Annotated in this window: 31 protein-coding genes, 3 tRNA genes and 1 pseudogene; 10 read left to right on the forward strand and 25 right to left on the reverse strand. The window is 62.7% G+C overall.

Annotated elements, in window-relative coordinates; genetic code table 11:
* Nucleotides 1-230 precede the first annotated feature (230 nt).
* On the reverse strand, nt 231-1010 hold the full coding sequence (locus AAEQ75_RS19400) for a spermidine synthase (RefSeq protein WP_343350149.1): 780 nt from the start codon (nt 1008-1010) through the stop codon (nt 231-233).
* Nucleotides 1011-1144: 134 nt separating this feature from the next.
* Between AAEQ75_RS19400 and AAEQ75_RS19405 the strand changes: the two genes are divergently transcribed.
* From AAEQ75_RS19405 to AAEQ75_RS19435, 7 genes are all read left to right on the forward strand, one after another.
* A complete protein-coding gene (locus AAEQ75_RS19405) occupies nt 1145-1258 on the forward strand; it encodes an NAD(P)-binding protein (protein ID WP_343350150.1) in 114 nt (37 codons plus the stop codon).
* A 13-nt stretch (nt 1259-1271) separates the two neighbouring features.
* Complete coding sequence (locus AAEQ75_RS19410; protein WP_343350151.1) at nt 1272-2063, forward strand: sulfite exporter TauE/SafE family protein; 792 nt, start codon at nt 1272-1274, stop codon at nt 2061-2063.
* A gap of 237 nt (nt 2064-2300) precedes the next feature.
* Nucleotides 2301-2801: a hypothetical protein gene (locus AAEQ75_RS19415; protein ID WP_430523426.1), complete on the forward strand. Its 501-nt coding sequence runs from the start codon at nt 2301-2303 to the stop codon at nt 2799-2801.
* Nucleotides 2798-2953 (forward strand): hypothetical protein, encoded by a 156-nt coding sequence (locus tag AAEQ75_RS19420; RefSeq protein ID WP_343352500.1) that lies wholly within the window; start codon nt 2798-2800, stop codon nt 2951-2953. The genes AAEQ75_RS19415 and AAEQ75_RS19420 overlap by 4 nt, the downstream gene beginning before the upstream one ends.
* Before the next feature lie 74 nt (nt 2954-3027).
* Complete coding sequence (locus tag AAEQ75_RS19425) at nt 3028-4374, forward strand: class II 3-deoxy-7-phosphoheptulonate synthase (protein WP_279922381.1); 1347 nt, start codon at nt 3028-3030, stop codon at nt 4372-4374.
* A 163-nt stretch (nt 4375-4537) separates the two neighbouring features.
* The gene (locus AAEQ75_RS19430) at nt 4538-5293 is read left to right on the forward strand and encodes a M48 family metalloprotease (protein ID WP_343352439.1); all 756 of its coding nucleotides are present in this window, start codon (nt 4538-4540) and stop codon (nt 5291-5293) included.
* A gap of 51 nt (nt 5294-5344) precedes the next feature.
* On the forward strand, nt 5345-5734 hold the full coding sequence (locus AAEQ75_RS19435; protein WP_343350152.1) for a lysozyme inhibitor LprI family protein: 390 nt from the start codon (nt 5345-5347) through the stop codon (nt 5732-5734).
* Here the strand turns inward: AAEQ75_RS19435 and AAEQ75_RS19440 are convergent.
* The 4 genes and pseudogenes from AAEQ75_RS19440 to AAEQ75_RS19455 all read right to left on the reverse strand — a co-directional run bounded on the left by AAEQ75_RS19440 (nt 5731) and on the right by AAEQ75_RS19455 (nt 8594).
* Nucleotides 5731-6923: pseudogene (locus tag AAEQ75_RS19440) on the reverse strand (winged helix-turn-helix domain-containing protein). The gene AAEQ75_RS19435 and the pseudogene AAEQ75_RS19440 sit on opposite strands and share 4 nt — an antisense overlap.
* A gap of 14 nt (nt 6924-6937) precedes the next feature.
* A complete protein-coding gene (locus AAEQ75_RS19445) occupies nt 6938-7384 on the reverse strand; it encodes a DUF3291 domain-containing protein (protein WP_343350153.1) in 447 nt (148 codons plus the stop codon).
* 16 nt (nt 7385-7400) lie between these two features.
* Nucleotides 7401-8345 (reverse strand): DMT family transporter, encoded by a 945-nt coding sequence (locus AAEQ75_RS19450; protein ID WP_343350154.1) that lies wholly within the window; start codon nt 8343-8345, stop codon nt 7401-7403.
* Between the two features lie 24 nt (nt 8346-8369).
* A complete protein-coding gene (locus AAEQ75_RS19455) occupies nt 8370-8594 on the reverse strand; it encodes a DUF1127 domain-containing protein (RefSeq protein ID WP_343350155.1) in 225 nt (74 codons plus the stop codon).
* A gap of 97 nt (nt 8595-8691) precedes the next feature.
* On the opposite strand from AAEQ75_RS19455, the gene AAEQ75_RS19460 reads away from it, so the two are divergent.
* Nucleotides 8692-9546 carry a LysR substrate-binding domain-containing protein gene (locus AAEQ75_RS19460; protein WP_343350156.1) on the forward strand — a complete coding sequence of 285 codons (855 nt, stop codon included), beginning with the start codon at nt 8692-8694 and terminating at the stop codon, nt 9544-9546.
* On the opposite strand, the gene AAEQ75_RS19465 is transcribed toward AAEQ75_RS19460, so the two are convergent.
* Entirely contained in the window at nt 9541-10308 is a 768-nt protein-coding gene (locus AAEQ75_RS19465; RefSeq protein WP_343350157.1) for a sulfite exporter TauE/SafE family protein, read from the reverse strand. The genes AAEQ75_RS19460 and AAEQ75_RS19465 overlap by 6 nt on opposite strands.
* A gap of 100 nt (nt 10309-10408) precedes the next feature.
* On the opposite strand from AAEQ75_RS19465, the gene AAEQ75_RS19470 reads away from it, so the two are divergent.
* On the forward strand, nt 10409-11371 hold the full coding sequence (locus tag AAEQ75_RS19470) for a LysR family transcriptional regulator (RefSeq protein ID WP_143507397.1): 963 nt from the start codon (nt 10409-10411) through the stop codon (nt 11369-11371).
* Between the two features lie 94 nt (nt 11372-11465).
* Here the strand turns inward: AAEQ75_RS19470 and efp are convergent, their stop codons facing one another.
* From efp to AAEQ75_RS19485, 3 genes are all read right to left on the reverse strand, one after another.
* Complete coding sequence (gene efp, locus AAEQ75_RS19475; RefSeq protein ID WP_003460252.1) at nt 11466-12038, reverse strand: elongation factor P; 573 nt, start codon at nt 12036-12038, stop codon at nt 11466-11468.
* 34 nt (nt 12039-12072) lie between these two features.
* Nucleotides 12073-13215, reverse strand: coding sequence for an elongation factor P maturation arginine rhamnosyltransferase EarP (gene earP / locus AAEQ75_RS19480; RefSeq protein ID WP_343350158.1), 1143 nt, complete (start codon nt 13213-13215; stop codon nt 12073-12075).
* Between the two features lie 108 nt (nt 13216-13323).
* Nucleotides 13324-13530 (reverse strand): hypothetical protein, encoded by a 207-nt coding sequence (locus AAEQ75_RS19485; RefSeq protein ID WP_099523996.1) that lies wholly within the window; start codon nt 13528-13530, stop codon nt 13324-13326.
* A gap of 88 nt (nt 13531-13618) precedes the next feature.
* Between AAEQ75_RS19485 and AAEQ75_RS19490 the strand changes: the two genes are divergently transcribed.
* Nucleotides 13619-13747 (forward strand): hypothetical protein, encoded by a 129-nt coding sequence (locus AAEQ75_RS19490; RefSeq protein ID WP_343350159.1) that lies wholly within the window; start codon nt 13619-13621, stop codon nt 13745-13747.
* Nucleotides 13748-14263: 516 nt separating this feature from the next.
* Here AAEQ75_RS19490 and AAEQ75_RS19495 read toward each other — a convergent pair.
* The 16 genes from AAEQ75_RS19495 to AAEQ75_RS19570 all read right to left on the reverse strand — a co-directional run bounded on the left by AAEQ75_RS19495 (nt 14264) and on the right by AAEQ75_RS19570 (nt 23057).
* Nucleotides 14264-14866, reverse strand: coding sequence for a hypothetical protein (locus tag AAEQ75_RS19495; RefSeq protein WP_343350160.1), 603 nt, complete (start codon nt 14864-14866; stop codon nt 14264-14266).
* Nucleotides 14863-15222 carry a hypothetical protein gene (locus AAEQ75_RS19500; RefSeq protein WP_343350161.1) on the reverse strand — a complete coding sequence of 120 codons (360 nt, stop codon included), beginning with the start codon at nt 15220-15222 and terminating at the stop codon, nt 14863-14865. Before AAEQ75_RS19500 ends, AAEQ75_RS19495 begins: the two co-directional genes overlap by 4 nt.
* 2 nt (nt 15223-15224) lie before the next feature.
* Complete coding sequence (locus tag AAEQ75_RS19505) at nt 15225-16745, reverse strand: DUF3631 domain-containing protein (protein ID WP_343350163.1); 1521 nt, start codon at nt 16743-16745, stop codon at nt 15225-15227.
* The gene (locus AAEQ75_RS19510; RefSeq protein WP_430523427.1) at nt 16742-17614 is read right to left on the reverse strand and encodes a toprim domain-containing protein; all 873 of its coding nucleotides are present in this window, start codon (nt 17612-17614) and stop codon (nt 16742-16744) included. Before AAEQ75_RS19510 ends, AAEQ75_RS19505 begins: the two co-directional genes overlap by 4 nt.
* Entirely contained in the window at nt 17602-17742 is a 141-nt protein-coding gene (locus tag AAEQ75_RS19515) for a hypothetical protein (RefSeq protein WP_209450359.1), read from the reverse strand. Before AAEQ75_RS19515 ends, AAEQ75_RS19510 begins: the two co-directional genes overlap by 13 nt.
* 5 nt (nt 17743-17747) lie before the next feature.
* Nucleotides 17748-18062 carry a hypothetical protein gene (locus AAEQ75_RS19520; protein WP_317525876.1) on the reverse strand — a complete coding sequence of 105 codons (315 nt, stop codon included), beginning with the start codon at nt 18060-18062 and terminating at the stop codon, nt 17748-17750.
* On the reverse strand, nt 18059-18304 hold the full coding sequence (locus tag AAEQ75_RS19525; RefSeq protein ID WP_296271199.1) for a hypothetical protein: 246 nt from the start codon (nt 18302-18304) through the stop codon (nt 18059-18061). The genes AAEQ75_RS19520 and AAEQ75_RS19525 overlap by 4 nt, the downstream gene beginning before the upstream one ends.
* Nucleotides 18301-18639: a hypothetical protein gene (locus AAEQ75_RS19530; protein ID WP_317525877.1), complete on the reverse strand. Its 339-nt coding sequence runs from the start codon at nt 18637-18639 to the stop codon at nt 18301-18303. The genes AAEQ75_RS19525 and AAEQ75_RS19530 overlap by 4 nt, the downstream gene beginning before the upstream one ends.
* On the reverse strand, nt 18636-18923 hold the full coding sequence (locus AAEQ75_RS19535; RefSeq protein ID WP_343350164.1) for a hypothetical protein: 288 nt from the start codon (nt 18921-18923) through the stop codon (nt 18636-18638). Before AAEQ75_RS19535 ends, AAEQ75_RS19530 begins: the two co-directional genes overlap by 4 nt.
* A gap of 284 nt (nt 18924-19207) precedes the next feature.
* The gene (locus AAEQ75_RS19540; RefSeq protein ID WP_343350166.1) at nt 19208-19513 is read right to left on the reverse strand and encodes a helix-turn-helix domain-containing protein; all 306 of its coding nucleotides are present in this window, start codon (nt 19511-19513) and stop codon (nt 19208-19210) included.
* A gap of 2 nt (nt 19514-19515) precedes the next feature.
* Complete coding sequence (locus AAEQ75_RS19545; RefSeq protein ID WP_343350168.1) at nt 19516-19758, reverse strand: transcriptional regulator; 243 nt, start codon at nt 19756-19758, stop codon at nt 19516-19518.
* 101 nt (nt 19759-19859) lie between these two features.
* Nucleotides 19860-20843: a hypothetical protein gene (locus AAEQ75_RS19550; RefSeq protein WP_343350169.1), complete on the reverse strand. Its 984-nt coding sequence runs from the start codon at nt 20841-20843 to the stop codon at nt 19860-19862.
* 318 nt (nt 20844-21161) lie between these two features.
* Nucleotides 21162-22487 carry a tyrosine-type recombinase/integrase gene (locus AAEQ75_RS19555; RefSeq protein ID WP_343350170.1) on the reverse strand — a complete coding sequence of 442 codons (1326 nt, stop codon included), beginning with the start codon at nt 22485-22487 and terminating at the stop codon, nt 21162-21164.
* A gap of 173 nt (nt 22488-22660) precedes the next feature.
* Nucleotides 22661-22747, reverse strand: a tRNA-Leu gene (locus tag AAEQ75_RS19560).
* A gap of 122 nt (nt 22748-22869) precedes the next feature.
* Nucleotides 22870-22943: transfer RNA gene (locus tag AAEQ75_RS19565), tRNA-Cys, on the reverse strand.
* A gap of 38 nt (nt 22944-22981) precedes the next feature.
* A tRNA-Gly gene (locus AAEQ75_RS19570) sits at nt 22982-23057 on the reverse strand.
* Nucleotides 23058-23085 lie beyond the last annotated feature (28 nt).

Genomic DNA, 23085 nt, shown 5'->3' on the forward strand with positions numbered 1-23085 from the left:
GGCGGGGATTTGCGAAAACGTGATGAAAGTGAATCGTCAAGGATAGTCCGCTGGGGACTGGCTGCCGGGTTTAATTTCCCGGGCGAGTTGCGCTACCTGAACGTGGCCAGAAAATTGGCCGGCGCGCATCATACCGGAAATTCCTGACCAAGGTGCTGTTTTTTATCCTTACATGTCACCCGGCAGGGGCTTTTCTAGAGCTTTGCGCAGTTTTTACGCCGGGCGGCGCATCAGGTAGCCGGGCGCAAGGCCGTGATCAGCGGCTGCAGCGAATAACCCAGACGCGGTGCCAGCTCGCCGGCACGCATCTGCAGGCGTCCCAGGTCGAGCCTCTGCTCGAGGTCGGCCGGGATCAGCAGCACCACGTTGCCCTCCTTCACCGGGCACTCCCAATAGTGGCGATGGTAGAGACCGCGCAGCAGCGCCGCGCCAAGCGGCTTGCCGTCGTTGCCTGCCCATTGGTTGATGATCAGCCAGCCACCCGGGTTGAGTTTTTCGCGGCAGCGCTCGAGAAAGCGCCAGGCCAGATGCCCGGCGCCCGGCCCCTGGTCGGTGTACAGGTCGAGAAAGATCAGGTCGGCGGTTTCTACGCTGTCGAGCAGCTCGGTAGCATCGCCGATGCGAATGGTCAGCCGTGGGTCGTCGTCGAGCCCGAGAAACTCCATGGCCAGGCGCGGCACGTCCGGTCGTAGCTCGATGGCCTCGACATCCTCCAGCGGCAGGAACTTCAGGCAGGCCTGGGTCAGGTTGCCGGCACCCAGCCCCAGGAACAGCGCGGTTTCCGGCTCATCGTGGCACAGCGCGCCCAGCAGCATGGCGCGGGTGTAGTCGTACTCCAGCCAACTGGGATCGCCCTGGAACACGCAGCTCTGCTCGATGGCATCGCCGAACTCGAGAAAGCGATAGGCGCCAATCTGCACCACACGGATCACCCCGAAGGCATCACGCACTTCGGCCAGCAGAACCTCGTCCTGCAGTTGCAACTCGTCGTCCGGCGGCAACCCTGGCATCGAAATCTCCCCACAGTGACATCCCGTACCACAACAACCGGGCTAAAGGCGCCGATTGTCATTGAAGCAACCGCCCCCGGTCACGCAATAATTCCAACACTTGCGCTGCACTCATAACAATAACGAGGTTCGCCATGTACGCCATCATAGGTGCCGGCCCCATGGGCCTGTGCACGGCACGGCAATTGAAGAAGTACGGCATCGATTTCGTCGGCTTCGGGCTGCACAGCGACGTTGGCGGGCTGTGACCCGCAAAGCAGCATGTACCAATCGGCGTACCTGATCTCCTCCAAGGGCACCACCGAATTTCGTGAATTCCCCATGCGCGCCGAGGTGGCGCCCTACCCGCACCACAGCAAAATGCGCCGCTACTTTCGCGACTACGCCAGACAGTTTCGTCTCTACGAGCATTACCAGTTCGACACCCGTGTGCTGCAGGTGCAGCGCGAGCGGCATGGCTGGAAGCTGATCAGCGAGCGCAACGGCGAGCAGGGCGAATGGCAGCAGATCAACCGCCACCTGCTGCTTGGCACCCTGTTGCCCGGCATGCTCATCGGCACGTTACTCGGCTATTGGCTGCTGCCTTATCTGGACACCCAGGCGCTGAAGGTCGGCTTCGGTGCGCTGATCATCTGGTTCGCCGGTCGCGAACTATGGCGCCTGCGCCGGGCGAGCGCACTGCCGCAACGCCCGAGCAGGCTGACGCGCGTCATTACCATCGCCGCCAGCCTCAGTCATGGCCTGTTCGCCTCGGGTGGTCCGCTGCTGGTGTACGGCCTGGCTGGCACTCAACTGGACAAGACGCGGCTGCGCGCCACCTTGGTCACTGTGTGGTTCACCCTCAACAGCCTGCTTACCCTCGCCTTTCTGCTCGACGGCCGCCTGCTGCCGGCGCTGCCTCAGGCGCTCACCTACGCCCCGCTTCTACTGCTCGGCGTGTGGCTGGGCGAACGCCTGCACCGACGCTTCGACGAGCGTCATTTCCGCCTCGCCATCTACATCCTGCTGTTGGTCACCGGCATCCTGCTGCTGGCGCCCTGGAGGCTGCCATGAGCTACGACATCATCATCAACAGCGGCCTGTACTTTGATGGCACCGGCGCGCCGGGCGCAATCCGCCATATCGGTATCCGTGAGGGCAAGGTCGAGGCACTCAGCCTCAGCCCACTGGACGAGGCCAGTTGCCCTGAGGTGATCGATGCCAAGGGCCAGTGGCTTACCTCCGGCTTCCTGGAGATCCACTCGCACTACGATGCCGAGGTGATCGCCGCCCCCGGCACTGAAGGAGTCGGTGCGCCACGGCGTCACCAGCGTGACCATCGGCTCCTGCTCCATAAGCATGGTGCTGGCCGACGCCGAGGACTGCTCCGACCTGTTCACCCGCGTCGAAGCGGTGCCGCGCGAGTACGTGCTGCCGATCCTCAAGGAAAAGAAAACCTGGCGCGACGCCGCCGGTTATCGCGCCTTCTACGACCAGTTGCCGCTGGGGCCGAACGTCAATTCCTTCCTCGGCCATTCCGAACTGCGTGTGGCGGTGATGGGCCTGGAGCGCGCCGCCAACCGGGTGACTCCGAGCGACGCCGAACTTACGCGCATGGAGCAACTGCTCGAAGAAGCGCTGGACGCTGGCTGTATCGGCCTGTCGGTGATGACCACGCGGCTGGACAAGATGGACGGCGACCGCGCCTGGTCCAGCCCGTTGCCGTCGACCTTCGCCAGTTGGAGGGAGTTCTCTCGCCTGTTCTGCTGCGGCGGCGCGGCGCGGTGCTACAGGGCGCGCCAAACGCGGTGACCAAGGTCAACGGCCGCATCTACTACCGACGCGGCCAGGAATACCCGGATGACCTGGGCAAGGCGCAGCGCTACGGACGCTTCCTGCCAGCGCGTGATGTATCGCCGCGCACGCTACCTGAGCGGACATTCGAACCGGCACCGGCGTCATGAGCCAATACACGTAGGGGCCGCGGGGCTTATCGGTTACCATGCGCCTCCGCCTGATCAACCGCTAGAGACGCAGCATGTCCAACGCCTGGAGCCCCGAAAGCTGGAGGGCCAAGCCCATCCAGCAGCAGCCTGAATACCCTGATGCCGCGCACCTGACCCGCGTCGAGCAAACCCTGGCTGGCTACCCGCCGCTGGTATTCGCTGGCGAGGCGCGCGAGCTGCGCCGCCAGTTCGCCGAGGTCACCCAAGGCCGCGCATTCCTGCTGCAGGGCGGCGACTGCGCCGAGAGCTTCGCCGAATTTTCCGCCGCGAAAATCCGCGACACCTTCAAGGTGCTGCTGCAGATGGCTATCGTCATGACCTTCGCCGCGGGCTGTCCGGTGGTCAAGGTCGGGCGCATGGCCGGCCAGTTCGCCAAGCCGCGCTCGTCTGGCAGCGAAACGATCGATGGCGTCACCCTGCCCGCTTACCGTGGCGACATCGTCAACGGCATCGGTTTCGACGTCGCCAGTCGCGTACCCGATCCGGAACGCCTGATGCAGGCCTACCACCAGGCCACCGCCAGCCTCAACCTGCTGCGCGCCTTCGCCCAGGGCGGCTTCGCCGATCTGCACCAGGTGCACCAGTGGAACCTCGACTTCATCGCCAACTCGGCGCTGGCCGAGAAATACCACCAGCTCGCCGGTCGCATCGACGAAACCCTGGCCTTCATGCGCGCCGTGGGCATGGACAGCGCCCCGCAACTGCGCGAAACCAGCTTCTTCACCGCCCACGAAGCGTTGCTGCTGAACTACGAAGAAGCCTTCGTCCGTCGCGACAGTCTCACCGGCCGCTGGTACGACTGCTCCGCGCACATGCTGTGGATCGGCGACCGTACCCGTCAGTTGGACGGCGCCCACGTCGAGTTCATGCGCGGCATCGAGAACCCCATCGGCGTCAAGGTCGGCCCGAGCATGGACCCGGACGACCTTATCCGCCTGATCGACACCCTCAACCCGGACAACGATCCGGGTCGCCTCAACCTGATCGTGCGCATGGGCGCGGACAAGGTCGAAGCACACTTCCCGCGCCTGCTACGCAAGGTCAAGGAAGAGGGTCGCCAGGTGCTATGGAGCTCCGACCCGATGCACGGCAACACCATCAAGGCCAGCAGTGGCTACAAAACCCGCGATTTCGCGCAGATTCTCAGCGAAGTGCGGCAGTTTTTCGCCGTGCACCAGGCCGAAGGCACCTACGCCGGCGGCATCCATATCGAGATGACCGGGCAGAACGTCACCGAGTGCATCGGCGGCTCACGCCCGATAACCGAGGACGGCCTGTCCGACCGTTACCACACGCACTGTGACCCGCGCATGAATGCCGACCAGTCCCTGGAACTGGCCTTCATGATCGCCGAAACGCTGAAGCAGGTACGCCGCTGACCCTCAGCGCCCTGGCCACTGGCCAGGGCGCTAACCGGCTCGCACATCTTCTGTGCGCTATCCGGCATAATGCCGCCCCAACGCGAGCACCGTGCAGGTGCCAAAGATGCTACCCAGCCGGAAAGGACTCGCGGCCAACACCCCCCAACAAGGACGATGAACCATACAACTGCGCACCACCCTCTCCGCTCTCGCCCTGTCCAGCGCCGCTCTGCTGACTGGCTGCCAGAACATGTCTCCCGACGCCATGCTGCAATCGGGCCTGATGGCCGTACAGGCCGCGACTCTCAGTGACGCCGAAGTACGCAGCATGTCCGACCAGGGCTGCGCCGAAATGGATGCCGAAGCCACTATCGCTGGCCCGAACAGCCCATACAGCAAGCGTCTGGACAAGATCGCCAACAACCTCGGCCATCAGATCAACGGCACGCCGATCACCTACAAGGTGTACCAGGCCGACGAGGTCAACGCCTGGGCCATGGCCAACGGTTGCGTACGTGTCTACAGCGGCCTGATGGACCTGATGACCGACAACGAAGTGGAAGGCGTGCTCGGCCGCGAGATTGGCCGCGTCGCCCTTGGCCACAGCAAGAAGGCCATGCAGAACGCCTACGCCACCACCGCCGCACGCAATGCTGCAGCCGCTTCGGGCAATGCCTCCGTCGCCGCCCTGTCCGCCTCGCAGCTCGGCGCCCTGGGTGAGCAGCTGGTTAACGCGCAGTTCTCGCAAAGCCAGGAAAACGCCGCCGACAACTTTTCCTTCGACCTGCTGACCCAGCGCAACATCCCGCACGACGGCCTGGTCACCGCGTTCGAGAAGCTGGCCAAGCTGGGCGGCGGCGAAAGCAGCATGTTCTCCTCGCACCCGGGCTTCAGCGACCGCGCCGCCAACATGCGCACCCGCTTGGCGGCCAAGTAAAGATCAGGTTCAGGGGCTGCAGTGCAGCCCCTGTCTCATTGGAAGATTGCCATGTCGATACTGCGTAAAGGCCTCCTGCCGCTTACTCTGCTGCTGCCGCTCGGCGCCTGGGGTGATTACGACAAGCAGTACCAGGCCTGCCTGGACGCCAGCGGAATGATCAACAACGCCAGCGTCGCCGGCTGCGCCGAAGGTGTATCGGAAACGGTGAAGAAGGAAATGAACCGCGTCTACCAGCAGCTGTTCCTCAAGCTGCAGGAAAGCCAGCCAGCGGACGCCGAACAATTGGAAACGGCGCAGAAGGCCTGGCTGGTCTACCGCAACGGCCAGTGCGATCTGCAGGGCAAGCACATTGGCTCGCCGATGTACTACACCTGCCCGATGGAGCTGAATATCCAGCGCGTCGGAGAACTGAAGTTCCTGCTGGAAAACGGGGGCTAATCGAGCAAGTTCCGCAGATTGACGCTCGGCGCCAGCCACACCTCTTCCAGGCCCAGCCAATGCGCCAGCGCGCGCAGCGAATCGGCCAGCGCCAGACGCGCCTCCTCACTCAACACTGCTTCCTCCAGGTGCACAGCATGCACTGCCAGGCGCCCGGAAGCGCGCTCGCTGCGCAGATCCACCCGCGCCAGCAGGCGTTCGTGGTGCAGAAACGGCAGCACGTAGTAGCCATACACGCGCTTGGCTTGCGGAGTGTAGATCTCCAGCCGATAGCGAAAGCCGAACAGCCGCTCGGTGCGCTCGCGTTCCCAGATCAGAGAATGGAACGGCGACAGCAACGCACTATGGCGAATACGCCGGGGAATGCGCGGGTCGCCCCGGCAATAGGCCGCCTGCCGCCACTCCAGCACCGTGACGGGCAACAGCTCGCCCGCCTCCACCAGTTCAGCGATACGTCGCTTGCTGTCACTGACGTCCAACCGGTAGTAGTCGCGCAAATCGCGCTCGGTCGCCACGCCCAGTGCATCGGCCGAACGCAGCAACAGGCGGCGCTGCGCTTCGGCCTCATCCAGGTCCGGGTGGTTCAGCACCTCCACAGGAATGACCCGCTCCGACAGGTCGTACAACCGCTCGAAGCCACGCCGCCCAGCCACAGTCACCTCACCTGCGGCGAACAGCCACTCCAGCGCCGTCTTCTCCGCGCTCCAATCCCACCAGGGGCCGGCCTTCTCGGTACGCGAGGACAGGCTGCCGGCGCCCAATGCACCGCGCTCGCGCACGGCCTGAAGCACGCTATCTAAAACGTCGCGCCGCTCGACACCGAACTTCGCCAACTCGCGATAGATGCCCTGCCCATCCGCGGCTCGGCGCATACGCCAGCGCAGCAGCGGGTAAAGCTCAAGCGGCAACAATGACGCCTCATGCCCCCAGTACTCGAACAAACGCCGGCGCCGCGCGCGGCCCCAGGACAGTTCATCGAGGTGCTCGGCTGGTAATGGCCGAGGCGGGAAAAAGCCGGCAAGTAGTGGGAGCGCACCAGGGCATTGACCGAATCGATCTGCAACACGCCCAAACGCTCGACCTGCGCCTGCAGGTGCTTGTGGCCAACGGCGCCGCGTGGCGTACGGCCGAAACCCTGGGCAGTCAGGGCCAGACGGCGCGCTTCAGCGAGAGAAAGAGAAAGGGTCATGGCGACTCAGCCTATCAGGCTGGCGCCGCGAACGCATGACGGAAGGTAAAGGCCTGCGCCGTCGCGCCATGCTCGCGCAGATGAGCCAGGCGTTCGGCAGCCTCGGTCACGCTTGGTCGATGCCCCGCCGGCACCCACCACAGCACCTGATGCGCCTGCTCGACGCGCTCGAACCATTCGCGACGGCGCTTGAGCATCTCGGTATGCGCCGATTTGTAGACGTAGTCACTGAGCGACTGCACATCCTGCCAAAGCGACATGTTCACCAACACCTCGTCACCGAACGGACGAATCGCCGTGGCATCGCCCGCCTCGTCCTGCAAACGCCAGACATAGCCGGGCGAACCCTCTGCCAGCGCATTGATACGCTCCAGATTGGCGACGAAGTCAGCCATATCCGGAGACTCCAGCGGCGCCTTCATCCAGGCGATGTTCAGTTGAGCCAAGTGATAAGCGGGCAATTTCAGCCTCCTTGCGTCAGGGTTGTTGCGGCAGGCCACGCCAACCGGCCAGGCGACGGCGCAACCAGGCCTCGCTACTGACCAGGGTGATGCCCGACAGCACCAGCGCCGCGCCGATGATGAAGTTCAGAGTCAGCGGTTCGTCCAGCACCAGCACGCCGAAGGTGACGCCAAACAGCGGGGTCATGAAGGAGAACACTGCCATGTTCGAAGCCAGGTAGCGGCGCAGCAGCCAGAACCAGGTCAGGTAGGTGAAGAACGACACCACCACGCCCTGCAGCAGAATGCTGGCGATGGCCACAGGCGTCCAACGCAGCTGGGACAGGTCCACCACCATCAGTGCATAGGCCAGCAGCAACACGAACGCCACTGCCAACTGATAGAACAGGGTCAACCCGGCCGGCGCTTCGGACAGGCGCGAACCCCGCACGACGACCGTGGTCGCGCCCCAGGCCATGCCAGCGCACAGCCCCAACGCATCACCCAGTAACATACCGGCATCGACCTCAGCCCAATTGCCACCGACACCAAATGCCATCACTACCCCGCCGAAACACAAGGTGATACCCAGCCACTGCAGGCGTCGCAAGCGCTCGCTGGGCAACAGAAAGTGCAGCCCAAGCGCCGAGAAGATCGGTGCGGTATAAAGAAATACCGCCATATGCGAAGCCGTGGTGTAGCGCAGGCCAAGGGCGATGAAGAAGAACTCCAGTGCGAACAACACGCCTGCCAGCAGTCCAGCCAGCCACGTCGAGCTGACCCATTCGCGCCATCCGCGCAGCCACAGCAAGAGCAAGCCGACCAGCACGGCGGCGATGCCGGAGCGCAAGGCCACCTGCAGCATGGGCGCGATATCGTCCGCGGCCAGCTTGATCGCCACCTGCTGACTGCCCCAGATGGCGCATAACAACATCATCAGCTGGAACAGGAAAAAATCAGAACCCTTGCGCACCGCGGTCATTCAACAACTCCTGTCATGTACTACTCACTTTTTCAGCGGGTCATCCCAGAACGGCCGCTCGGCCTCCTGCAACACATCAGCTCGGGACAGTCCCAGGTCCTTCAATGCAGCATCATTCAGTTGCGCCAGCTGTGCCCGCTCGCGAGCCAATTGACGCCAGCGCCGCAGCACATGCCATACACCGCCAAGCGACGGCAACCGTTCGAAGTGGATGGCCTGAGCCAACGCATAACCTTTCTGACCTTTCATCTTTTCGCCCTCCCTGTGGGGTTGGCGTCAGTGTCGGGCTCAGCTTAAGATCAATCCAACGAATGTTTCTTATGGCATCCATCTCGAGGATTGATGAATGGCCTTCCACCCCAGTATTGATACCGAATTGCTGCGCAGCTTCGTTGCCATCGCCGACACCGGCGGTTTCACCCGCGCCGCAGAAACGGTCAATCGCACCCAGTCAGCCGTGAGCATGCAGATGAAACGGCTGGAGGAAGACGTGGTGCAACGCCCGTTGTTCGAACGCGATGGCCGCCAGGTGCGGCTGACGCCCGAGGGCCAGGTGCTGCTGGGTTATGCGCGGCGCATTCTCAAGCTGCATGGCGAGGTACTCAACACCCTGCGCGAACCGCATATGGTGGGTGCCGTGCGCATCGGTACGCCGGACGACTACGTGATGCGCTTTCTGCCGGAGATTCTCTCGCGCTTCGCTCAGGCCTATCCGCTGGTGCAAGTAGAGGTGCATTGCGAGCCGTCGGGACAACTGCTGCTGCGCCAGGATCTGGACCTGACCATCGTCACCCGTCAACCCGGTAAGGAGATCGGCCAACTGCTGCGCCAGGAGCGCTTTGCCTGGGCCGTGGCCCAGGGCTTCTGCCCGCACGAGCAGAATCCCATGCCGCTAGCCATGTTCAATGCCGACTGCTTCTGCCGCGAATGGGCCTGCAACGCGCTGGACACGATGGGGCGCCCCTATCGCATCGCCTACACCAGCCCCAGCCTGTCGGCGATCTTCGCCGTGGTGCGCGCTGGCCTGGCCGTTACCGCGCAGCTTCAAAGCCTGATCACCCCCGACCTGCGCATGCTCGGCGAAGCCGAAAGCCTGCCGCTGCTGCCACTGACCAGCATCGTGCTGCTGCGCAACGAAAGTAGCCAGTCACCCGTGACCGAGTGCCTGGCCGATCACATCGTCGAAGGTTTTCGCTTATAGGCTGCCGCTCGACTCCAGCGCCAACATCAGCGCACAGAGCAGCAGGAAGCCGCAGAACAGGGTGCGCAGCAGGCGCTCCGGCAGCGAATGCGCCAGGCGCACGCCCCAACTGATGCTGAGCAGGCCACCGACGGCCAGCGGCACGCCCATCCACCAGTTGACTTGGTGGTGCGCGGCGTAGGTGAGTAGGGTCACCCCAGTACTGGGTAGTGCCAACGACAGCGAAAGTCCCTGCGCCACTACCTGCGTGGTGCCGAACACACTGGTCAACACCGGTGTCGCCACCACGGCGCCACCCACCCCGAACAGACCGCCCATGGCACCGGACACGCCGCCCAGCACACCCAGCCATCCCCAGGGATAACGTAGCTCAGCCCTGGCTGGCACCTGAGCCATCAGCATACGCAGCAGGTTGTAGGCCGCCAAAGCCAATAGAAAACCGACGAAGGCCCAGCGCATGGTGCGCGAATCCACCTCCACCGCATACAGTGAGGCCAGCCAGGCGCAGAAGAAACTGGTAACGCCGAGCAGCAGGGCATAGCGCAGATCGATGCGATTGCGTTGATGGTAACGCCAGATCGCCAGCATCACGTTCGGCACTACCATGACCAGCGCAGTCCCTTGAGCAAGCTGCTGATCCAGCCCAAAGACAATGCCCAGCACCGGAATGGCGATCAACCCACCGCCGATGCCGAACAAGCCGCCCAATGTTCCCAGGCCCAGACCCAGCAATAGATTCAGCAACAGGTCGAACAGATTCATGACACCTCCAGATAGAGGACGCATGTTAGCCAGTCACGGCTAGCGCGGAAACGCACAGCAACGCACAATGGCTTTGCTTAATACGCACAAGCAGGCTGCCATGAACCCCGATACCCTGACCGACCAACTGGAACTCTTTCTCGACGTGCTGGAGACCGGTAGCTTCTCCGCAGCCGCCAGACGTCACCCTCTCACACCCTCGGCGGTGGCACGGCGCATCGACGCCCTGGAGCGCGCCATGGGCAGCAACCTGTTCAATCGCAACACCCATGCAGTGCGCGTCACACCGGCGGGTCTGGCGTTCGCCGAACGTGCCCGGCGCATCCTCGCCGAGCTACACCTTGCGCGCGCCGAAGCGGTCTCCTTGAGCAGCGCACCCGAAGGCATGATCCGTATCGATGCCCCCTCGCCTTTCGGCAGACGCCACCTGGCCCCGGCGATTGCCGAGTTCCTACGCGCCAACCCCGGCCTGGACGTGCAACTGCGGCTGATCGACAGCTTCATCGACCTGCAGGGCGAGCACCTGGGCGAGGTGGATATCGTCGTGCGCATCGGCCCGCTACCGGACAGCCGACTGGTCGCCACGCCCCTGGCATCGATGACCCGCATCGTTTGCGCCAGCCCGGACTACCTGCGTCGACGCGGCATCCCACGCAGCCCGCTGGAGCTGGAGCAACACGACGGCCTCGACTGGGACAGCCTCGCCCCACCCTACGCCTGGCGCTTCGAAGTCGACGGCAAATTGCAGCTGTGCAAACCCAAGCGTTTGCGTCAGACCAGCAACAATGCTGAGACCTTGCTGTTCAGCGCCCTCGCTGGCCTTGGCGTGGCACACCTGCCCACCTGGATGAGCAGCGATCATCTACAGCGCGGCGAGCTGATCCCGCTGTTCTGCGAACAGGGCTTGCCGCCCGTCGAGCCGGTTAGCATTTACGCCCTGCGCCTGGAACGCGAAGCCAGCCCACGGACGCGGCTGCTGCTGAGCTTTCTGAAGCAGCGCTTCGGCTTTCCACCGCCCTGGGATCAGGCGCTGCAAGCCAGCCTGGCCATGCCGCAGCAGTAAGGCTTGTGTGGGAACGGCTTCAGCCGCGATAGCGCCCTGAAAATCAGGCACAAAAAACCCGGCACCTGGGCCGGGTTTCTCGTGCAGCTTACGCTCAGGCCGGAGCCTGGGTGCGGCCCTTGTAGGAGCCGTCACGGGTATCGATCTCGATCCAGTCGTCGATGTCGACGAACTCGGCAACCTTGATCTCGGTACCGTTGCGCAGCTTGGCAGGCTTCATCACCTTACCGGAGGTGTCGCCACGAGCAGCGTTCTCGGTGTAGACAACCTGACGCACGATGGTGGTCGGCAGGTCAACGGAGATCACTTTGCCTTCGAAGAACACGGCTTCGCAGACGTCGCTCATGCCTTCTTCGATGAACGGCAGAACGCTTTCCAGATCTTCGGAACGCAGCTCGTAAGAGTTGTATTCCGGATCCATGAACACGTAGTCCTCACCGCTGATGTAGGACAGGTTCACTTCCTTGCGCTCGAGAATCACCGGCTCCATCTTGTCGTCGGCTTTGTAGACGGTCTCGGTCTTGGAACCGTTGAGCAGGTTCTTCAGCTTCATCTTGACGATGGCGCTGTTACGACCGGACTTGGTGAACTCGGCCTTCTGGATCAGCCACGGCTGGCCATCGATCAGGGCCACGCTGTTGACTCTCATTTCTTGTGCAGTTTTCATGCGGATATCCGAAATATGCGGGAGGTACAGAAATCTAGGCCGCGTATGATAGCCAATTTAAGTAAAACTGTTCCAGCGCCGTGGCAAGATCCGACCGAGCGGCCTGCTGATCGCACCACTGCTCGGCGTGTCGCTGCAGTGTCGGCAATACCGCGAGAAGCGCAGGCCAGGCCGCTTCCATCCCCTCGCCGGCGTTCCACGCACGCCAGAATCCAGCCTGAGCGGCGGCAGCTTCCGGCATCAGATCGGCGCTGTATATCGCCAGAAACGCCTCAAGTTTGTCCCAGTGCGCCCTCTCCTCTTGCGGGTAAATGTGCCAGAGCAGCGGCCGACCGGCCCATTGCGCACGAATGAAGGAGTCCTCGCCGCGCACCGCATTCAAATCGCAGCACCACAATAGGCGGTCGTAGTCGTCCTGGGCCACGAAAGGCAGTACATGAATCAGCAGATTACCGCGCCTGCTGTGATCGCCTGGCGTCAACGGCGCTTCACCTAGCCAGGTCTGCAAATCGGCAAGAATCTTGCCCTGCGGCACCAGCAAATGCGTCGGCTGCGGATCGGCTGCCAGTGCATCCAGCCATCCTGCCAGGCCTGCGTTCTCATAGGCGAATAGGGAAATCAGCCGCACCCCGGGCTCACGCACCACGCCGAGTGACAGCAGGAACGCCTGCTGCGCCTGCGCATCAGCCTGAAAGGCACGCCGCCGCGCCAGCAAATCGGCTTCGCGCAGCAAACCGCCCGTGCCCTCCACGAATCCAGGGAAGAAAAAGAACTTCTGCAAGCCTCCAGGCTGCGGCGATGGCAGGCCATGGCAGCCCGCGACCCAGTCCTCGGCGCTGAGATACTCAAGATTCAGCCACAAACGGCGCGTGCCGCTGACAGCAATCGCCTCGATATAAGACGCAGGCAACTGGCAGGCGAAGGCCTCGATCACCACTTGCGCGGGCTCAACCACTGGGAACGGCTCCGCCCACTGGCGCACCTCGACACCACTCCAATGCTGACATTGAGCATCAAGGCTGGCCTCGGGGCACAAGCGCACGAACGCCCCCAACTCGTCGACCCACAGACGCACCGCATGCCCCTGCTCGGCCGCCAGTTGCCGAGCCAGCCGCCAAGTCACGCCGATATCACCGTAGTTGTCGACCACGCTGCAGAAGATGTCCCACCTGGCCACACTGCGCCCCTTCGGAAAATGATCGCCATTCTAACCGGCGAACAAGAAAAAGCCCGCCAGAGGCGGGCCAAGGGGAGCGCTGGAGCGCGCGCGGGGTAAAACAGTGAATCAGGCCAGCAGCGAATCGCCCTCACGACGAATAGCGCTGCTGAGCATCCAGACCGCCTGGCAAGCCAACGCAGCCTCGCGAGAAGCGAAGGGACCGGCTTTGGGCTGGCCGTCCACCATCACCAGCCAGCACGCCATATGACCGTCGGAGCGGAGCTCAGCCGGCACGGCACTACCAACCAGGGAAACCACATCGATACGGGACATCATGACCTCCAATCCAACTCAAGCTCTGTTGGGCTCAACATTAGGCCTATGTCTCGTCAGACAGAAATCAGTGCTCTCGATAGTCACCATGGATATTGCCAATGGCAGCAGCGCAGGCGCCGACACAAGCTGCGCCATGCACCTGACAGGCAAGAGTGGCTACGCAAAGAACGAAGCCCTCAAGGCCGAAACCTTGAGGGCTCAGAAGCACGTCTAGATGCATGCGGGAACATACGGGCACAAAAAAACCGGCTAAAGAGGCCGGTTTAATTGGGTTTCAGGTCCACTAGGGAATATCTGAAATCATGTCAATGGCGCCGAAGCCGGACTAGAACACAGCACTTGCAAGCACCGTAAACACTGAAAACAGAACAATAAGAAAGCGATTCGTACCCCTAAACGTACCCCTAAACCCGAAAGTACCCCCTAAAACCGGCCTTGGCCTTCGTGTTTTCAAAACCGTTATTTTGGGGAAACAGAAAAGCGGCTCCCCCGTCGTTCGGGCGCCTCATGCGTCTGGACTTTTGGCCACCCCTCCCCCTACTCCTTGTTGGTGTATCAAGGCTCGGCAAGCCTTCTCATGCTTGCGTTCGGCTCGAATGACGAAACAACAACCAACCACGGGAAAACGCTCACACATAGCAAACGGGCGGGGTTCGAATTACCCGCGACGGTGCCGGGGCGGGGGGAGAACCTAACGGGGGTGGGGTAGCGCCGTCCGTGGCGCCATCGATCAAACCACGCGCAGCACGGGCGGCAGCTTCGGCCCGAAAGGTGCGCCGGGTGCGAACGGATCGGGTAGTGCTCCCTCTGGTGCGTTGCGGATAAAGTCAGCCATAGCCAGCAGGCAGGCTTGATACAAAGGCCCGCCATTGTCCCAGGCTGCGCCGTGCCCCGTTGCGCTGTCCTCCAGGCAGGCAATAAAGACCAGCGCCGTAATGTTGGTGTCGCCGTCGCGGATCGCTTGTGCTCGATGCGCTGGGTTCACGCTAAGCAGATCGCACAGCCGATCAAATCCAAGTGCCGCCGTGGTACTGGTGCTTTGCAGGATGACGGCCCGGCCTATCCCGATCAGCGCCCGGTTCATTCCCTCCAGCGATTCGGCTTCGTGCTCCCTGGCTTGCTGCTCCAGGTCGGCAACGGCTGCGGCAGTGAATGGCAGAAAGGCTTTCAGCTTGGCGGCTTTGCGTCGCAATGTGCGGCGCTCTTGGTGGATCGTTGCGCGCTCATGACAAAAAAGGCGACATATACGGCGCGTGGCGATTAGTTGCGTGTTAACGCTGGCGCCTGGCTTGTCGGCTATGTTGGCGAGCGCTCGAATCTGGCTGGCTTTCATGGGTTCGGCTCCTTTGGTGCGCCGTCTAGTTCGGCATCAGCCCAGCGCCAGCGAGCGGCGGCCAGGGCTTCGGAATAGGTCATTGGCTGGCCGACCATGTAGCCAATCGGCTGGCCTGCTCGGGTGATCCTCCAGGCGGCGCGCTTCGGATCGCTGGTGGCCTCTGGCGTCCGTAGCGGCTCCGGCGCGGCCCGCGCGTCATTGGCCGCGTTAAGTTCGGCCAGCAGCTCGGCACGGTGGTCGCGCACGAAATGGCGCACGGCATCGGTGATGCGATCAGCGGGACGCAGGCGCAAGCGGTCGCCGTTGGCTTCGACGGCCAAGCCAGCCCGGCGCAGGTAGTCCAGGGCGGCCACGGTCAAACGTCCTCCCAGTCGTCTTCCCCGGCCTGTACCCCTTTTTGATCCGCTACAACGCTACAAGCCCCGTGGCTGCTGGGTTTCAGCCTGTTTTGATCCGCAACAGCGGCGGCCTGTGTAGCGTTCAAAAAATCGCTGTAAGCCCCGTGGTTGTTGGGCTGTAGCGATGTAGCGCATCTGTCGGGGGTGCCAGCGGGAAGGTAGCGTTTCCACGCCTCGTCAAAGTCGCCACGCTCGAAGCCCTTTTTCACGCCAAGCCCGATACGCACGTCTTTGGACTTGATACCGAACCCCTCTAGCCTGGCGGTTAGCTGGCGCCGGGTCATGGGGCGGCCACGGTTCCAGGTTGCCCACGGCGCTTCCTCGTCAGCCAGCAGGGCGGCTAGAAGGTCCTCGCCAAAAAGTTTGCTTGCGTGCTTGTCGGTGAAGGCCGTTCGAATGTCGGCCAGCAGCTCAGCATCCGCGCTCGGGGATTCTTCCTCCAAGCCGTGAAGGGTCGCGGCAGCGATGCGGGCAAGACGCGGCCAGTTCCCGCCAGCTACTTCCGCAACAGCTAGCAGCGGCTCCCAGCAGTCATTGGCGCGATCATTCAGCCCTTCCACCTCGGCAGGTCTGGCCGTGCGGATGGCTTCCCGGTTGTCGATAGCGAAGCGCGCCAGCTTGCCTACCAGCTCGGCAAAGGCGGCGGGGTCGGCGTGGCGAATCTTTGTCGTGCGCTCTCCCGCCAGCTTGCGGCGCAGCCGTAGGGGGATACTGCGGTCGGCCAGGGTGTCGGCAATCTTGCCGATACCGCACAGCGCCTTGGCACCCCATACGTTGAACCGGGTGGGCATGTGGTCATCGCCCACGCAGCGAATCACGAAAGCCGTATCACGGGTGAAGCCCGCATTCAGGATGCCGCGTGCTTCGTCGTGCTCGGCCAGGAAGGCGTCCACCTCGTCAATCAACAGGGTCGGCGTCCACAGCTCCAGGGCACGGAACAGCGCAGCCGGGGCGATGTTGGAGACGGCCAGCGGACGGCAGGCCAGACGCGCCAGCACGCCCAGCATTACCGTTTTCCCGCAACGCTTCTCCGGGGCGGTGATGTTGGCAATGGGCGCCACGTTCACCACGTCCACAAACCATGTGAAGGCAGCCCACAGGGCGGCAGCGTGAACGGTCGCCGGGTCGGCTATCACATGGCGGCGGATGATGCCGGCCAGGTCTTCCAGCAGGTCGGCCCCATCCACAGGGTCAGGCCATAGCACCACTTCGGGGAATAGCTCATCGGTGCCGGCTGCGGCCTCGCTGGCGCTACTGGTCAGCTTGTCCAGATCGGCCAGGCTTACCGTCTTCGCTTCCTTGATGCCATGGCGAATGCGTGCCCAACGGGCCGGGTCGGTTTCCCGTACTTGGCGCAGCAGCGCCAGCGCCTCGGGTTCGAAGATGGCGCCGGGGTCTTCCTTGATCTTTGCGAGTGCGTCCGCGATGGGGTCGGGCGCCGGTATTGCCTCGGGGATCAACTCGGCAAGGTTGCTCATTGGTTCGCCTCCCGCCATTGGCGCAGGTCGTTGAAGTCGGAAAGCTCGATAGGTGCGCCAGCGGGGAAGGGCGGCAGCACCAGCCCACAGCCCAGGGCAGCGGCTGCCTTGATGGCGCTGGTGCGGCCTGGGTTGCCCTCGGTCTGGCGGTCATCGTCGCCGGCCACGATCAGCGGGTTTTCCGGGTAGGCGCGGCGCAGGTAGTCGCCGGCTTCCAGCAGGTTGCCGGCATTCATGGCGCAGGCCACGGCAGCGCCCTTGGCTTCGTGGATGGTGGCGCCGGTTGCCCAGCCCTCGCAGACGTAGAGCGGTTGCCCAGGCTCCAGGCGGCCAATGGGCGAATAGCATCCCTTTACCCTCCCGCCCGGCATGAATCGCTTGGTGCTGTCTGGGTAGATTCGTTGCAGGTTCACCAACTGGCGCCCTAGGTACAGCGGGATCAGCAGCACGCCACCCAACTGGCGCAGGCCGTGCGGCTGGCAGCCCTTGGCGATCAGGTAGGGGGGACGCGGATCAGCCGGCGCGCTGGCGTCCCACTGCCGTTGCGCCTCGATGGCGGCGGCTTGCTGGCGCTGGTGCTGCTCGGCTTCCCGCTGGCGCCGGGCCTGCTCGATGCGCTGGCGCACCTGCTCGGCCTCCAGCGGGTTGGCCGGCTCCCGGCTGCTCCAGGTGTGCGAGCCGCCAGCCTTCCAGCTCCCGAAGGCACCAGACGCGATGCCGTCCAGGTGTAGGACATACCAGCCATTGAGCGTACCGGCCTTGTCGCCTGGGACGTGGAAGCGGCGAATGGTGCCGTCTGCTACTGGCAGCCAATCCAGCGGGCCATAGCTGGCTTGCAGGGCGTCACGAAAGGCGCTTACGCAGTCCATAGCAGCACCTCCAGTCCGGTCAGTAGCACCAGGTCGGCGCCAGCCGGTTGCAGCGCCAGCAGCAGGGCGCGGGCTTTTTTCAGGCAAGCCGAACCCATCGGCGCATGGGCGCCGTTTTTCGTATGCATGGTGGTTACTCCTGCTTGGCGGTTGGCCAGAAGCCGGTGGCGGCCAGGAAAGCGTGGCCGGGATGCTCGGCTTCGCGCGCCTCGATCACCTGGCGCTTGATGGCGTGCGTTTGCTGCTCGGCCTGCTCGAGATCAGTCGGGCGCAGACCGACACGAACTATGCAGACCAGGGCGTCGGGCAGTGCGTCGCGGATCATGCCGGCCAGCTCAAGCGCCAGACCCCCGATTGTCAGCGGGGGCAGTTCGCGGCGTCGCCCGGTACCGGAATGGCAGACGGTGACCACATGGCCCAGGGTGGTGCTGTTTGGCATGGTGCTCATGTCCATTGCTCCCGGTCTAACGCGGCATAGCCCCACGCCTCGTTGGCAGTGGCGAAGATCATGGCGCCCATCGCTGCGACCGCATGAGCAAGGCCCATCTGGTCATCGGCGGTCAGGTGATGCTCTGAGGCGTCAGCGCCCATCAGGTTGCCGATGGCTTCCAGCCCCTTGCCGGCGTTGGCCAGTATCTCGACACGCTGCTGGATCAGATCGAATGCTTGGCGATCAGTTAGATGGCTCATTGGGCACCCCCTGCTGCTTCTTGTCCGCTTGGCGTGCGGACAGATTGCGGACGCTCAGCTACCTCCTGGGCGTAATCGAGCTGGGCGGCCAGCTCGCTGGCTTGCTCGGCCAGGTATTCGCGCCAGTCGGTCGCAGCGCCTATCCCGAGGTAGGACAAGTGCCGGGTATCCATCAGGCCGGTGCGAATGCTGTCGCTCAGCTCAGCGAATGCAGCCGGGTATGCGGCGTTAATGGCGCGCAGGGTGGCGGCGAGCATGTCCATCTGCTCGCAGGTGGCCGTCAGCAGATCGATGGCATCCTGTGCCACGTTGGCGGCGGTTGGGGCTTGGCTCATTGCACACCCCCTACGGCTTCCAGGGCAGCCAGGCTCTGGCAGGCAGCGCGGTAGCTGGCAGCGAAGGCCAGCACGGCGTCACCTTGGCAAACGCGCCACATGCCGCCAGCAGGGCGAATCTGCAAGGCGTCGGCATTAGCACGGGCCTCGATTTCACGGGCACGGGCCATCGCTGCGTTGTAGCGAGCCAGGCGAACGGACAGGGAACAGTCGGCGCGCAGGGCGGCCAGGGCGCGGGCCTTCCAGGCGGCGGCATGGGTGGACGGATTGCGGGTAGGTTGCATGGGTGGTGCTCCGTGTGTGTTGTCGGAGCCATCACCGCCAGCGGCCAAGCTGGGAATGGTGACGGCTGTACGCGGGTTGGCCGACCGGGACACACGGAACCCGGCACACCCGAAGGTGTCCCACGCACAGCCGCCATGACGCAGCATTGCGGGCACAAAAAAAGCGCCTGCAATGGTCATCGGGGCGCTTGTGCGCCGTGTGGTGTTCGACCGGCCAAGGTCGGCCACGGGATTGACCGTGACGGGCGAACGATAGCGCCAGGGCTGGTGCTGTGCAAGGGCGATCATGCTGCCACCTTCCCCACCGGATCGGCGCTCAGGTAGTAGGTGGCCACGTTCGGATGGGCGCGGCCTTGGTCATCCGCCAGCGTGGCCAGGTGGGTGCGGATGTCGTGGCCCTGGGCGCGCAATTCAGCGATGCGGGCACCAGGGCGCAAGATATTCAGCAGACGGATAGCCTCGAAGGTGTTTATCGAACCATGCTGGCGCAGGTAGGCCAGCAGGCGGGCACGCTGGGCATTGCCGCTGGTATCATCAAGGCGCGAACCATTCCCGAGCCTGCCCTTAGCGGTGGGCTTCTTTTTGTCCATGATTAAGCGGCCTCCACGCGGGCGGCCAGCTTGCCAGCCAAATAGGCTTCCACTTCCTGGCGCACGAAATAGACCCGGCTGCGGCGGTTGTCGCCATCCTTGAGCGGCTTCGGGAAGCTCGGGTCGCGGGCGCACAGCTTGTCCAGGCCGGAAGGGGTGCGCTTCATGTAGCTGGCGGTTTCAGCTTTCGTCCACAGATCGGAGAGGCTGACAGCAGCAGTGTTATACGGGATTACTTGGGGCATGACGTGTTCTCCTGGGTTGGTATGGAAAACACGGTAAAACGGGGGGGTGGGATGACAGCTAGGGGTGACATAGTGTCAGCGCATACTGTCATACCGCACTGTCAGGCGTCTGGAAGGGTGTCCGGCTTGATGGCTGACGCCAGGACAATAGCTTTGCGCGCTGGGTCGCCGTTGCCTTGTCGCGGTAGCCCAAGCAGCTCTCCCAAGGTAAAGGCAACAGCCTTTTGCGTCGGCTGGCGCTTGTCTAGGGTGTAGCCTTCCCAGTGCTCAGCAATAGCTGCGCGCATGGCCTCCAACTCTTTGGTCGCATAGGGAAAGGTGAGGCCGGCGACTACGGTTTCAGTGTTAGCGGCGGGCTTCTGGCCTGAAAGCTCGCGCAGCTGCCTAGCCATTTCCATGGATAGTTTGTCGGAAACTCGTTTTTCCTCAGCCAAATGAGTCAACTGTTGATCCAGTGCAGCCAGTAACCGTTCAGCATTTTCCGCACGCTCTTGCATAGCTGCGAACTCTTTTGGCGTATGCGACAGCATTTGGCGCATATTCTCTAGACCATCACTCCCATCCTTTGCGCGTCGCTCGCGTAACTCAGACTCAATAACCTTCCGTGCGTCCCTTTCGCATTTCAACTCCTGGCGCAGTCCCTCTATTTCTGTAGCCCGTGCATCCTCTCCGTTCATCTTGGCTGCCAACGCCTCAACTTCTAACGGCTTGAAGAAGGGTACTCGCCTCCCCTTGAGATTGAATCGCTTTGCAATATGAAGGTCAGGGCCGCTGTCCTGTGAGCTGTACACCCCCCAAGCGTCGCACTCTACAGTCGCAGTATGTACATATGGCTGGCCAAATTCAGATACCCCCCAATCAGCTCGCCCAGTAACTCGGGCATCAGTGGAGCAAAGTTCAAGGTCAATCCCTCTCTCTGGGTCGGTTATGTTCGTCCCTGTTACGTCAAGGTAAACAAAGCAGTGTCCCGCGTTGCACAACCCCATGAGCCCATCAAAATCTAGGCCGGCTCCTGTCAGTTGCGTCAGCCACTCAATGGCTTGCTCGGGGCTTAAGCGATCCAATAGCCGGTAAACCTTATCCATCCTCACGCCCTCCCAGGCGCTCCCACGACTTGAATAGGTCGGCCAGCCAGGCAGGTGGGAAATCTGCTTTTCGCCCCGTCGGGCTAGGCTGGCCGTTGCTCTGCGGGGAAAGGTTCCCCCGGTTCCCCTTGGTTCCCTCAGTGGGGGAACCGCTCAAAGCCCCGTGGCTCTAAGCGGTTCCCCCGGTTCCCTCGGTTCCCCCTGAAAAATACAAAATCCAGAATCAGTGTAGAAAAAGCCCGCATTTGCTGGTGCTGTCCAGGTAGGGTCGCCCGCGACTTACACTTTCGAGCGTTTTGGGGGAACCGAGGGAACTGGTCATGCCTTGCGATTGATGGCCACCACGTTGGCGCTCTCGTGTCCCTCAGGGTGGGCAAATTCGTAGGGCGTAACGTGCCGCTCCCGGTTGGCGTCCAGGTAGTCGGCCCACCACTGCACCATTAGCCGGCGTTCCTCGATGTGCTCGGCCTTGTGAATATAGGCAGCCCGCACGCTGTTACGCTCTTGGTGGCTCATCTGACGCTCTACTGCCTCCCTGCTCCACAGCCCCGACTCAACCAAGGCAGAACAGGCCATTGCCCGAAAGCCGTGGCCACAAACCTCCGACTTGGTGTCATACCCCATGCGGCGAAGGGCAGCGTTAACCGTGTTCTCGCTCATGGGCTTGTAGTGGTAGTGGTCGCCAGGAAATACCAGATCGTAACGACCGGACAGCATATGCAACTGCCCCAGCAGCCCCAGCGCCTGGCGACTCAGGGGGACAAGGTGCGGGGTGCGCATCTTGGCCCCGCGCTCGGAGTGCTTCACGTCCTCGATTGCCTCACGCTCGCCGGGGATCGTCCAGAGGCTGCGCGGCATATCAATCTCGCCCCAGCGGGCAAAACGCAGCTCACTGGAGCGGATGAACACATACAGGGTCAGCTCAACCGCTAGACGGGTCAGGGTGCGGCCCTTGTATGCGCCAAGGCGCTGCATCAACTCGGGCAATTGCTCCAGGGGCAGCGCCGGCCTGTGCTGCGCCTTACGCGTTGCCGTAGCCCCGGCCAGGTCGCGGGCTGGGTTGCTCTCGATGTAGCCATGCTGCACGGCGTAGCGCATGACCCCGGTGGTGTACTGACGCAGGCGGCTGGCCAGCTCCAAGGTATCGCGCTGCTCTGCCGCCTTGAGTGGGGCCAGCAGGTCACGGACTTTGAGCTTATCAACCGGGCGATGACCAAGCGGCGGGAACAGGTATAACTCCATGCGGCGCATTACCTTGGCGGCATGGTCTGGCGTCCAGTTCTTGGTTTTGCCGGTCGCGGCGTGCCAATCCAATGCAATGGCTTGGAAGGTGTTACGGGCTGCCGCCTTAGCCGCCTCCTGCTGGTGCCGCTCATGCTCGATTGGGTCGATACCCTCGGCCAGCAGTTCCAGGGCAGCGGCCTTCTTATCCCGCGCTGATTTCAGCCCCAGCGCCGGATAGTTGCCAAACGTGGCCAGCCCTTCCCTGCCATCGGGGCGGGTGAACTTGAAGCGCCAGGTTTTAACGCCAGAGGATTTAACCAGCAGGAACAGCCCTTGGCCGTCAAAAAGCTTGTAATCCTTGTCACGGGCCTTGGCGGCTTCGCATTTGGGGTCTGTCAGCGGGGTAACGGTACGCGCCATTGGGGTACGCCCTCCAAAATTGGCAAAACGTACCCCTAAACGTACCCCTAAACGGCGGGGTTATCCAGGTTAAAACGGGGGAACACAGGGGAAGCAGAACAAGAAAAACCGGCTCAGAGGCCGGTCTTTACTGGGCTAACGGGTTAATGCGGGGTAACTCGTTAGCATACTAATGGTGCCCGAAGCCGGACTCGAACCGGCACGCCATTACTGGCGAGAGATTTTAAGTCTCCTGCGTCTACCGATTTCGCCATTCGGGCGGTAGCGCTGTGCGAAGGACCGGACTATATACAGCCCTCCCTGTCCTCGCAAGGTATGCCAAAGCACATCAGGGATAATGAAAAAGGCCTCGTAAATCATGGATCTACGAGGCCTTTTAAATTGGAGGCTGAGGTCGGAATCGAACCGGCGTTCACGGATTTGCAATCCGGTGCATAACCACTCTGCAACTCAGCCATGAAACAAACGAGCCGCCTTGGCGACTCGTGTAAAACTGGAGCGGGAAACGAGACTCGAACTCGCGACCCCGACCTTGGCAAGGTCGTGCTCTACCAACTGAGCTATTCCCGCTTGTCTTGTCGACGGGCGCCATTCTATA

The sequence above is a fragment of the Pseudomonas sediminis genome (assembly GCF_039555755.1).
Classification (GTDB): domain Bacteria; phylum Pseudomonadota; class Gammaproteobacteria; order Pseudomonadales; family Pseudomonadaceae; genus Aquipseudomonas; species Aquipseudomonas mendocina_D.